This window comes from Candidatus Acidiferrales bacterium, assembly GCA_035515795.1.
Lineage (GTDB): Bacteria > Bacteroidota > Ignavibacteria > Kryptoniales > JAKASW01 > JAKASW01.
The window spans coordinates 16,002-27,852 of record DATJAY010000008.1 but is presented as its reverse complement, the minus strand read 5'-3'; the positions used below and the strand labels follow the sequence as shown (position 1 = coordinate 27,852).

The following is an 11,851-nucleotide window of genomic DNA, read 5'->3' as shown; positions in this document are numbered from 1 at the left end:
TATCGGATGAATGGCAAGGGTTGAGAGTGACGGTTGAAGTCGACAAACCGCTCACATTGTGGCGATTCCCCATTGAGACCGTTTCCCTCTCCGAGTCGGGCTTCGAGAGAGTGTACCAAAGTTCGGTCGTCTTCCTGCATTCCAAAGTGAAAATTGAAAAGGAATACTCGCTCGAATTTAGACTTTCAATAGGGAGATTAAGATAAAAAGTCGAGGACTCATCGTTCATAGCTGATTTCACCGATCGGCCGTGAACCATCAGCTTTAGGTTCCTTGTTGCAGATAAGTTCGTAGCATATATTTAATCGGATCATAGAGGACGAAGCATCTCTTTTAGTTTAAACAAGGCGGTAGAAGGTAATCTGTTATTCATATATGTTTGAAGCCCTGGAAGAGGAATTATAAATGAAACTGTTTAAAGATAAATTGTCGGCTGCCGGCGGACGAGTCAGCCGCGGGCTCCGTGCTGCAGGCGGAATAGTGTTGGTAATCGTCGGCATAATTATCGGGATGCAAATACAAAGTGTATTCAGCGGCGATAACATTTACCAGCAGCTTGAGAAGTTTAAGGATGTTCTCAGCCTCGCGGACAAGTATTATGTCGACAATATTGATACCCAAAAGCTTGTCAGCGCGGCAATAAGTGGATTGCTTGGTCAGCTTGATCCACATTCGGTCTACATACCAGCAAAGGAGGCACAGCAGATATCCGAAGACTTTCATGGATCTTTTGAAGGAATCGGGATTGAGTTCGATGTTGTGGACGACACGCTGCTTGTAGTTTCTCCCATAGCGGGAGGACCTAGTGAGCTTGTTGGGCTGCAAGCGGGGGATAAGATTGTGGCTATCGATAACAAGTCCGCTGTTGGGATCTCGCGCGATGACGTAGTGAAGAAACTGCGCGGGCCGAAGGGAACGAAGGTCGATGTGACAGTCGCACGCGAGGGCGTAGATAAGACGCTGCAATTTGAAATTACCCGCGATAAGATACCCTTGTATTCTGTCACCACGTCGTTCATGGTGAACCATGATGTAGGGTATGTTTACATCAATCGGTTTTCCGAAACTACAAACAATGAGCTTGGAGATGCACTCGGGAAATTGAAGTCACAGGGAATGAGGGAGCTTATACTTGATTTAAGAGAGAATCCGGGCGGTCTTTTGAACCAGGCAGTGGATGTCGCGAGTAATTTCCTCCCGCGCGGCGATACTATCGTTTATACCAAAGGCCGTATCCCCGAGGCAAACGAGAATTTTACCTCCAATGGCGGGAATTATACCCGGATGCCTTTGATAGTCCTTGTCAATAGTGGAACGGCGTCCGCGAGCGAAATAGTGTCCGGGGCCGTTCAAGACCTTGATCGCGGACTGATCGTCGGTGAAACCAGTTTCGGCAAGGGATTGGTCCAGAGGCAATTCGATTTGAATGATGGATCTGCCGTGAGAATCACGATTGCCCGTTATTATACTCCGAGCGGCCGCCTCATCCAGAGGCCTTACGACAGTGATCGCGGAAAATATTTTATGGGCGCATATGTAGCCGATACGTCGGAAAAATCCGGTTCAAATCTGACGCACACAATGGAAAGCGACTCGACGCGTCCGACATTCAAAACCGCTTCCGGAAGAACAGTCTACGGAGGAGGAGGAATAACTCCGGATTATATAGTCAAGATGGCCGAGGTGCCACAGTTTGTCTATCAATTTCAGGTGAAGAGAATATTCCTGGAATACGTTGACGACCGTTATACGCAAAAGCAGGAGGAGCTGGAGAAAGAATACGGCAGCTCGGAAAATTTTGATGCAAAATTTCAAGTCTCCGACTGGATTCTCATGGAGATTTTTGACCAGGCAAAAAAAGCCGGTGTAAAGATCGATCGTGGTGAATATGAAAAGAATGAAAAATATATTGCGATGCTCGTAAAAGCTCAAATAGCACGCAACGTTTGGGGAAACGAAGGATGGTACAGAGTAGTACTGACGTTTGATAACCAGTTCGAGAAGGCGATGACTCTTTTCCCCGAGGCCAAACAAATTGCCGGCCTGAATTAACCGGCTACCCATTTTCATAAAGCGGTCAAAACCTCGAAGTATGACAAAATCGAGGGCTGAATGATCAGAGTGGAATAAAGAAATAAATTGGACATCGATGGCGGTTCCAAAAAGAAACTAAAGATTTTTTTGATGTCGCTTTCAGTAGCAGTGATTCTTCTGCTGGCGCTTAGAGCGGTATATGCAATTTCCTTTTTTAATGGTTTGAACAACGAACTGCGGGGGTCGAGCTGGCTCGGCAGCGAACACGATTCGGTGATGCAGATTAAAGAAGAACTCACTTACGAGGCAAGTTATCTGCTCTTCAAGATTGGTGCAGTAAGATTCCAAGTCCTGAGCAAAACAACCTATGACAGTATTCCGGCATACCGCCTCCGTGCCTACATAGATTCGTACAGCGGAATACCCTTCGTCGATCTTCATGCAGTTTATGAGACTTATGCTGATGCGCGAACTCTTATGTGCCTGTCCACTTCTAACAGCCAGAAGGAACACGGCGGCTGGGTTTATACGCGTTATGATTTCAATTATGAAAGAAAGAATGTTAACTGGGAGCAATTCAAAGACGGTAAGATGGTCAGCACGATTGACTTTCCTATAGACCACCCTTATACAGACGGCGTGAGTTTTTTTTATTACTTGCGAACTGCTTGCGAGAACGCCGGGAATAACAAGACGAGCTTTTCAATTCCAATCGTAGTCGATACCACCAGATCGTCCGTCGATCTGACGATAAACGAAGAGCGGGAGCCGTGCGAAGTCACCGCTTTTGATTTTCCTGTCGACTCGTACAGAATGTCGGGGCACATAAACTTCACCGGTTTTTATGGTGTAACGGGAGATTTTGTAGGATGGATGAGTTCGGACTCGGCCGAATTGCCGTTGAAGGGCGACGTAAAAGTTGTGCTTGGAAGTGTTGTCGTTAAATTAAAGGATATCAAAAGGGATAACTGGATTCCTACTAAGAGTAATAGTCAATGATTCTGAGCTATCAGGGAATAACACCGAAGCTTCATGAAAGCGTTTTCGTAGCGGAGGGGGCACAAATTATCGGGGACGTAAAAATTGGCAGATACTCAAGCGTGTGGTTTAATGCGGTAGTTCGCGGTGATGTCAACTTCATTGAAATTGGAGAAAGGACGAACGTCCAGGATAATAGTGTGATTCACGTTACGCACAAAAAACATCCGACTTTCGTAGCTTCCAATGTTACTATCGGACATAGCGCGATAATTCATGGATGTCATATAGAAGATTACAGCTTGATAGGCATGGGAGCTATACTACTCGATGGTTGCAGAATAGGAGAGCGCAGTCTCGTTGCGGCCGGAGCGCTGGTTCGTGAAGGATTTGTCGTCCCTCCGAAAAGCTTGGTTGCCGGCGTGCCGGCAAGAGTGGTGAGGGACCTGAAAATCGATGAGATAGAAAAAATCGAGGAGTCGGCACAAAATTACGTTGATTATGTCGCAAACTACAGAACGCATACTTGACCACGGAGCTTAAATGAGGATAAAATTCTGGGGAGTTCGAGGATCAATCCCGACGCCAGGCGAATCAACGGTGAGATATGGCGGGAATACTGCGTGCACCGAATTGCATTTGGACGCAGAAGATTCCGCTCATAGGAATGGGAATCTGATTATCTTAGACGCGGGCACGGGCATTAGAAACCTCGGCAACCAGCTGATGAAAGACGGCAAAAACATCAACGCACATATTCTGATTACTCATCCTCATTGGGACCATATTCAGGGTTTCCCGTTTTTCAGACCCGCGTTTGTCCCGGGGAATAAGTTGACTATTGTCGGACCTGAGGCGAAAGGTGTTAAGCTCGCCGAGCTGATAGCCGAGCAGATGAACAAAATTTATTTTCCGGTTAATCTCTCCGAGCTTGAGGCGGAAATAGACTTCATACCGATGAAAGAGGACACGATAAACGTTCAAGGAGCAAAAGTCCAGTCTTTCTTCGTAAATCATCCTGGCTTTACCATCGGATACAGGATAAGTTATAACAACAAATCCCTCGCTTATGTCAGCGATAACGAACCGTTCAGTGAAGAGACGGCGCACCTTTTTACAAACGGGGAAGCTGAAGTGTTGAAACTTTTCCGCGAATACCATGGAGATCCGAATGATCGTGTGCGGGATTTCATAAAAGGGGTCGATGTTTTGATCCACGATACAACTTATACGCCCGAACAATATGGCGATCACATCGGCTGGGGACATTCGCATTATTTGCATACGCTTCGGTTGGCCTTTGAAGCAGGGGTCAAAACATTATTTCTGTTCCACTATGATCCTTCATTGACCGACAAGGATGTGGACGACATGGTGGCACGGAGCAACAGGGAGATGAAGAAACTGAATTATTCGTTCAAGCTCTGCGCTGCAAAAGAGGGTCTGGAATTTAAATTTTAGCACTAAACCCGAATCTATTCTCAATCGTCTAATTCCAAGGTGAAAAGAAAGCACAAGATAGAGTTATGTCCAGTCTATTTTCTTATTGGATTTTGCCGGGTAACAAGCGGATTTGTTGATGTCTCTCAAAAGGAACTTTGAAATCTTGAAATTAGTTGGGAACAATAGTAAGTTTTTGTGGAGAAAAGATCATTGAAGATGATTCAAAGATTGTTGGTGTTTGGGATCCTTCTCACTTCTGCAGTTTCCTTTGCTCAGGTGGATGAGTTCGGCAAAAACAAAGTGCAGTATAGGAATTTCGACTGGTACTTCATCCAGTCGAAGCATTTCGACATTTATTTTTATCCTTCTGAATACCATATAGCGGAGTTTGCCGCGCATGCGGCTGAAACCGCATATACCCACCACAGTGCCCTATTTCATTACGACATAACCAATCGCATTCCGATCGTCGTCTACGACTCTCACAATGACTGGCAGGAAACAAACGTTGTCTCAGAATATCTTGAAGAAGGAGTCGGCGGGGTAACAGAAGAATTCAAAAACAGAATTGTCGTTCCTTTCGAGGGTTCATACCAGTTGTTCCGGCACGTGATCGCTCACGAGCTTGTTCACGCAATTTTTAACGACATGTTTTACGGCGGCTCAGTCCAGTCGATGATCGCAAATAATATCACGCTGCAGCTTCCGATGTGGTTCAATGAGGGAATGGCTGAATATGCATCGTTAGGCTGGGAAACGAATTCCGATATGTTCATGCTCGACGCAACGGTGAATGAATATATCGTTCCTATCGACGAGTTGAACGGTTATTTTGCGTATCGCGGCGGGCAATCAGTGTGGCGGTACATCGCGGATAAATATGGAGAGGAAAAAATAGCGGAAATACTGAGCCGAATTCGTACCACCAGAAGCGTTGAATCCGGTTTCAGGAGTGCGCTCGGAATAAGTATTAAGGAATTGTCAAAGCGCTGGCAATATGAGCAAAAAGTAATGTATTGGCCGGATGTGGCGGTAAGAAAAAGACCGGAAGATTTCGCCAAACAGCTGACCGATCACAAAGACCTCGGCGATTTCTACAACACGAGCCCTGCAATTTCTCCCCAAGGTGACAAGATCGCTTTCATTTCAGACCGTGATGATTATTTCAGTATTTTTCTCATGAACGCGAGTGATGGGAAAATAATAAAAAAGTTAGTGGATGGTTACTCGCAGAAGAATTTTGAAGAACTTCATTTGTTGACGCCTGGCCTCTCCTGGTCGCCCGATGGGAAGAAAATAGCGATCGCCGTGAAGAGCGGCTCGCATGACGCGATAAACATAATCGACGTGTCATCGGGAGATGTAACGGAAATCCCGTTCGATAATTTAGAAGGTGTTTTTTCGGTGTCATGGTCGCCCGACGGGGACAGGCTGGCATTTATTGGGGACAATAATCAGCAGTCTGATATTTATGTCTACGACTTAAAAAACAAAGTGTTGTCCAACCTCACGAACGATATTTTTAGCGATGCGGATCCATCATGGTCGCCGGATGGAAAGAAAATCTATTTTGTCAGCGACCGCGGCGACTATTTGCAGAAATCCGATGTCCCGAAAGATTTTAAGATGTGGAGTTACGATTTCAACCAATCCCATATCTATTCAATAGATCTTGCAACGGGAATAGTTGAAAGGCTCACCCACCATGAACTTGGAGAGGATTCCTATCCTGTCGCTGATCCGGATGGAAAGCACATCTACTATGTTTCCGACAAGACCGGTATCGCAAATATCTACTATATGAACCTGGACAGTGACAGGAGTCAGCCGGTCACGAATGCGATCAGCGGAATCTACCAGTGCTCGATTTCAAAGGACGGAGCGAAATTAGCGTTTTCGACTCTTCAAAATGGAGGATTCGATATTTACTTGTTTAAAAATCCGAGCGACCATTTGTTGAGCGCAGAGCAGGTTCCATTAACCGGTTTCATGAAGCAGCAACAGGTCGAGCTGGCTGCTTCGAAGAAGCCGGAAACTGCCGCTGAAAAAACTCCGATCGACTCGACTAAATCGGATTCATCTCAGGTGAAAGATCTTTACGGTAAAGATATACAGGTTGACCTGAGCAATTATGTATTCGGAAACAATACGAAGAGCGACAGCCTGTTCAACCCGCCGAACTTCAATGATAATTTCAACGTGAAAGGAAACGTCGACAGCGCGGGAGATTACATCGCTCAAAGGTATAAATTGAATTTCACCCCGGATATAGTTTACGGCAATGCTGGATATAATACTTTTTTCGGCGTCCAGGGAAGTACCATCATGGCATTCAGCGACATGCTTGGAAATCACCAGATTTATCTCCTTGCGGATCTGCTCGTCGACCTTAAGAACAGTGATTACGCGTTAGAGTACGATTACCTTCCCTCGAGAATGAATTTTTCCATACTCGGTGAACATTTTGCCAGATTTCTTTACTTGGAGTCCCCGTTCGGTACCGGCTATGACGATCTTTATCGTTTCCAAAGTTACGGGCTGTCATTCAGCACGAGTTATCCTTTCGACAGGTTTAATAGGCTGGAAAGCGGGGTAAGCTTAATGAACCTGACGCGGGAGAATCTCGACGAACCCATCGAGCCGACGCAAAACAGGAACCTGATTGTTCCGTCGCTGCGTTACGTCCACGACAATTCATTCTTCGGTTATATCTCACCTATCAACGGATCGCGGTATTATATATCTCTTTATGGCACGCCGAAAGTAACCGGCGATGGAATCAGCTTCGCGACTGGCATTGTCGATTATCGCGATTACATTAAACTATTCAGCACGTTCTACACTTTTGCCTGGCGAGTCTTTGCGGGCACATCGATCGGACCGAACCCGCAGGAATTTTTCATCGGTGGAACGGAGAACTGGATCAATGCAAAGTTTGACGGCGATTTTATTCCGGTTCGCAACGCAGAAGATCTGGAATTCCTGACTCCGGTCGTCCCGATGCGTGGTTTCGATTACAATGCAAGATTTGGGAACAACTTTGCGCTGCTGAACATGGAATTGAGATTTCCCATGTTTGGTTTTCTTTCAGCTGGTCCCTTGCCCCTCTTCGAAACTCTATTTGGCACTGCCTTCGTCGATGTAGGCTCAGCATGGGGGTGGAACAATTATGTGGGATATCCGGATGTCGCTGTCCCGACGCCGGTTTATCAGAAGTTTCAACCGTTCGACCACGATGTCAATGGAAACTTAGAGACGAGAGACCTGCTTGTCGGCACGGGCTTCGGGGCGAGGATGGTGGTTCTTTATTTTCTTCTCCGGTTCGACGTGGCATGGGCATACACTATAACGGACTTTTCGCCCCCGCATTATTACTTCTCGCTGGGATACGATTTCTAGGAATCGCGGATGGTCAGAATATAAAGGGGACGAACATCTTCGTCCTCTGCATGTAATCGGAGTACGCCTGCCCGAAATATTTGGTATTTTCCTTCTCTTCCACCAGGGATGTCAAGATCAGAAAGAGGGTTGACGCAATCGACATGATCGTCAGCTGGAGATTCATGTTCTTGAAATAAATTCCCCATGTCAGAAGTATCAACGATCCGTACAAAGGATGGCGGACGTACTTGAATATCCCTTTGCGAATCAACTTGGTTGTTCTTTCAAAATTGTACAGGGAACTGTCTTTCCGACCTGAGTCTGCTTCGCCGATCTTTATCATCAGGAACGAGCCGGATATTAGTAAGCCTAGTGAAACTATGAGAAGCATCCATGATACGATCTGAGTGATACTTAATGGATCGGCAAACCAGAATGAATAGTTGTTCAAAAGCAGCCATAAAATACATTCCCAGCTTATGAACCGATACAAACCGTGGTGATTGAAGCTGAACAGTGTTCTCCAGGAAAGCCAAACGGTTGGAACGGTGAGAAAAACGAAGGCGATCAGTCTTGCCGTCATGATAACATTCCCGTACCATGATAAATAGCTAACCGCTGTCTTTTCTTCAATTCACGTTTTTGACAAGGACAGACCGGCTAAAGAAAAATCTTGGTCTTTCAATGACCTCGAATCTGAGATCGACCAGGGAGTCCAGCATTTCGCCAAAGGCCTTCTTTGAAACGTGGAAGTTGGGTTCCACAATCAGCATCGCCTCGTTATCTCTCAATATTGTCCTTATTTCTTTGAAGAAACTCCTCTTGTCCGGAACTTCGTGGACCATGTAGAAAGCCAGAACGAAATCCACTTTGCGGGTTAAACCGATTCTGCTCGCTTCACATTTATAAGGCTCGACAATTTTTTCTAGTGGAGTTCCCTTAATTTTTTCTTTCAATAATTGCAGCATTCCTTCCTGTAAATCGGCTGCGACAACGTTGCCTGACGGGCCGACCATCTCAGCCATCTCGATGGAGAATACTCCCGGTCCGCAGCCGACATCGAGAACTGTCATGCCACTCCTGACATAAGGCTTCAAAATTTTCCGCGGGTTCTGTAGAAATTTCCTGATCTTATTGTCCAATGTGCCGGCATTCTCAACCGGGCAGACCCGCTGTTTAGTATCCTGACTCATTTAATTCCCTTTTTACTTTTAAGACGTTTTTGATTATGAAATATTGTCTATCATTTGAACTACGAAAATGATCATGACGTTATCTTTTCGCATTTCTGGTATGCCAGTACCAGTATGCCGGGAGTCCAAGCAGGACTAACCCCAATCCGACGAGCGAATCCCGCGGATCGGTGACGATCGTGTTGTAAACAAACCAAACTGAAACGATCACGAATATCAACGGCACAAAAGGGTAACCGATTGTCCTGTAAGGCCGTTCTGCATCCGGCCGTTTTTTCCTCAGGATGAAAATTCCGAAAGTCCCCAGCGCATAGAAAAGCCATGATGCAAATATGACATACGTGAGAAGCTGGTCGTACGTGCCGGTGAGAGTAAGAAGCGAAGCCCATATTCCCTGGACGACGAGAGACACATGAGGAGTCTTATATTTCGGATGCACGTCGGAGATTCGCGAGAAAAATAATTTATCCCTTGCCATTGCAAAGTAAACTCGAGCTGTCGTCATCGTCGTGGCGTTCACCGTTCCAAATGCGGAGATCATTACTGCAACGGCTATCATGGCTGCACCGTTTTTTCCAAAGAATATGGAGATTGCATCGGAGGCTACAAGTTTCGAACCGGCAATTTGCGATATGGAAAGGACGTACATGTAAGCCAGGTTTGCGAGCACGTAGATCACGATGACAGTGATCGTGCCGCTGACGAGAGCTACTGGAATGTTTCTTTGCGCGTTTTTTACTTCGCCCGCGAGGTAGGTGACACTGTTCCACCCATCATAGGCCCAGAGAACCGAGACAAGCGCGATGCCGAACGCACCTATGAGAGATGTTCCATGGAACCTGCCGAAGAAAGGAGCGTACAGATGAACTGCCGGCGTACCAAAAATAAAACACGAGATCACGATTCCAGTTATTGCGAGGACTTTTAAGTAAGTGAACAGCTGCTGCACGAACCCGCCAAACTGCACGCCGAAATAATTTACGATAGTGACAAACAAAATTGCACAAATTGCGGCCAGCTTTATTCCGACTTCCGGCATGACGAACATTCCTAGATTCAGATTCCAATTCCCGAGCTGCGGGAAGAAGAAGCCAAGGTATTTTGCAAAAGCCACGGCGATCGCAGCTATTGAGCCTGTTTGATAGACTATGAACGTTGTCCAGCCGTATAGAAACGCGGTGAAGCCGTTATAGATTTCCCGGAAGTAAACGTATTGTCCGCCGGCAGCAGGGATCATCCCCGCTATTTCCGCGGACGTCAGCGCACCCGCCAGCGAGAGCAGACCGCCAAAGACCCAGACCGCTATGATCCAGCCGGCATCGCCGAGCGTCGCGGCTATCTTCTGCGGGACAAGAAAAATGCCCGAGCCGATTATTGAGCCGATAACGACCGCGATCGCGGTTGAAAGATTTAATCGCTCCGCAAGTCTGGGTTGTTCCACCTGGTGCACGTCAGCCGCAGGCTGAAGATGGATCATTAATCTTCCACCTCCGCAAAAAACATTTGTACCACATCCTTTGCGAAGCTCATCAAATCCTTCGCAGCGGTGATTCCTTCCGACGACATCATGGATGCATTCAAAGCCTGTTGGTTTTCAAAATACATTTCCGCCATCCGATAAAATTGAGATTGACTCATCGGTGCACCTGTAATCTTCGACAGTTCTATTTTCTTAATGCCCGGCATTACCTTGATGAGCGGAATGTGTACGTTTTGGTAGTGTTCCTCGAAAGAATTTGCATTAGGTGGCTTTTTGAAAAGTGCAACTAATTTGACCATGGTCTCCTCCTCATTCTATTATTTGAAAATATAGATTTTCAATGTCAAAACTAAAAAGGAGAAATGTGAGGCAAATAAGTTCAGAACAACCCGCCAGGGTTTCAAAATTTGACCTTTGATTTTTGGCTATCATTATTTAGATTTTTTAAACGAGGACGAAATGTTGACAAGTTATATCCCAATTTTTCTACTGCTGGCTGTTGCGGCGACACTCGGGGTGGTAATGGCAAACATAAACCGGTTTTTCGGCCCGCATCTTCCGAGTGAAGAGAAATTGTCGACATATGAAAGCGGAATGGAGCCGATTCGCACGGCGCGCGAACGCTTCACAGTCAGGTTCTACCTTGTCGCAATACTCTTCATCCTGTTTGACGTTGAAATTGTTTTTATGTACCCTTGGGCAGTGAACTTTTTATCGCTGGGATGGTTTGGATTTATAGAGATGTTGATTTTTGTCGTCATACTTCTGATCGGTTACTATTATGTGGTTAAGAAAGGCGCATTACAATGGCAATAAATAGATCAAATGGGAATGAAGGGTTCATAACAACTACGGTAGATGCCTTGTTCAGCTGGTCTCTAAAAAATTCGTTATGGCCGATGCCGCTCGGCATTTCCTGCTGCGCGATAGAGATGATGGCGTTCGCAGGGCCGCGCTTCGATGTCAGTCGATTCGGCGCTGAAGTCTTTAGGTTTTCTCCACGGCAGAGCGATTTACTGATCGTTGCCGGGACCGTGACTTATAAGATGGCCAAAGTGGTTCGGAAAATCTACGATCAGATGCCGGATCCGAAATGGGTGATCTCAATGGGTGTGTGCGCATCGAGCGGTGGAATGTACAGATCGTATTCCGTGGTGCAGGGGATCGACCAGTTCGTACCTGTCGATGTTTATGTCGCCGGTTGTCCGCCAAGGCCGGACTCCGTGTTGAAAGCACTGATGGAAATTCAGAAGAAGATTTCCCGGGGGAACCATCCGGGACAAGTCGGTGGCAAGGTGTCACCCGAGTTTGACCACGAAAAAATTTTGATTGAATAATCTCC

The 11,851-nt window shown here is 46.2% G+C and carries 12 protein-coding genes; 8 read left to right on the top strand and 4 right to left on the bottom strand.

The features are described 5' to 3' along the window. The 6 genes from VLX91_05155 to VLX91_05130 form a co-directional block, all read left to right on the top strand. On the top strand, positions 1–206 hold a 206-nt coding region (locus tag VLX91_05155; GenBank protein ID HUI29581.1), incomplete at its 5' end, for an alpha-amylase/4-alpha-glucanotransferase domain-containing protein. Between the two features lie 199 nt (positions 207–405). After that, a complete protein-coding gene (locus tag VLX91_05150) occupies positions 406–2,052 on the top strand; it encodes a S41 family peptidase (protein ID HUI29580.1) in 1,647 nt (548 codons plus the stop codon). A gap of 132 nt (positions 2,053–2,184) precedes the next feature. Beyond that, positions 2,185–3,033, top strand: a complete 849-nt coding sequence (locus tag VLX91_05145; protein ID HUI29579.1) for a DUF3108 domain-containing protein — start codon at positions 2,185–2,187, stop codon at positions 3,031–3,033. Beyond that, the gene (locus VLX91_05140) at positions 3,030–3,542 is read left to right on the top strand and encodes a gamma carbonic anhydrase family protein (GenBank protein ID HUI29578.1); all 513 of its coding nucleotides are present in this window, start codon (positions 3,030–3,032) and stop codon (positions 3,540–3,542) included. The genes VLX91_05145 and VLX91_05140 overlap by 4 nt, the downstream gene beginning before the upstream one ends. Before the next feature lie 13 nt (positions 3,543–3,555). Further along, a complete protein-coding gene (locus VLX91_05135) occupies positions 3,556–4,473 on the top strand; it encodes an MBL fold metallo-hydrolase (GenBank protein HUI29577.1) in 918 nt (305 codons plus the stop codon). A gap of 198 nt (positions 4,474–4,671) precedes the next feature. Then, positions 4,672–7,854 carry a hypothetical protein gene (locus VLX91_05130; GenBank protein HUI29576.1) on the top strand — a complete coding sequence of 1,061 codons (3,183 nt, stop codon included), beginning with the start codon at positions 4,672–4,674 and terminating at the stop codon, positions 7,852–7,854. A 13-nt stretch (positions 7,855–7,867) separates the two neighbouring features. On the opposite strand, the gene VLX91_05125 is transcribed toward VLX91_05130, so the two are convergent. The 4 genes from VLX91_05125 to VLX91_05110 all read right to left on the bottom strand — a co-directional run bounded on the left by VLX91_05125 (position 7,868) and on the right by VLX91_05110 (position 10,808). After that, complete coding sequence (locus VLX91_05125) at positions 7,868–8,419, bottom strand: methyltransferase (protein HUI29575.1); 552 nt, start codon at positions 8,417–8,419, stop codon at positions 7,868–7,870. A gap of 46 nt (positions 8,420–8,465) precedes the next feature. Next, positions 8,466–9,029, bottom strand: coding sequence for a class I SAM-dependent methyltransferase (locus VLX91_05120; protein ID HUI29574.1), 564 nt, complete (start codon positions 9,027–9,029; stop codon positions 8,466–8,468). A gap of 79 nt (positions 9,030–9,108) precedes the next feature. Further along, a complete protein-coding gene (locus tag VLX91_05115) occupies positions 9,109–10,506 on the bottom strand; it encodes an amino acid permease (GenBank protein HUI29573.1) in 1,398 nt (465 codons plus the stop codon). After that, positions 10,506–10,808: an EthD family reductase gene (locus VLX91_05110; GenBank protein HUI29572.1), complete on the bottom strand. Its 303-nt coding sequence runs from the start codon at positions 10,806–10,808 to the stop codon at positions 10,506–10,508. Before VLX91_05110 ends, VLX91_05115 begins: the two co-directional genes overlap by 1 nt. Positions 10,809–10,968: 160 nt before the next feature. Here VLX91_05110 and ndhC point away from each other — a divergent pair, with 160 nt between their 5' ends. Both ndhC and VLX91_05100 read left to right on the top strand, forming a co-directional pair. Next, a complete protein-coding gene (gene ndhC / locus VLX91_05105) occupies positions 10,969–11,325 on the top strand; it encodes an NADH-quinone oxidoreductase subunit A (protein ID HUI29571.1) in 357 nt (118 codons plus the stop codon). Beyond that, complete coding sequence (locus VLX91_05100) at positions 11,316–11,846, top strand: NADH-quinone oxidoreductase subunit B family protein (GenBank protein ID HUI29570.1); 531 nt, start codon at positions 11,316–11,318, stop codon at positions 11,844–11,846. The genes ndhC and VLX91_05100 overlap by 10 nt, the downstream gene beginning before the upstream one ends. Positions 11,847–11,851 lie beyond the last annotated feature (5 nt).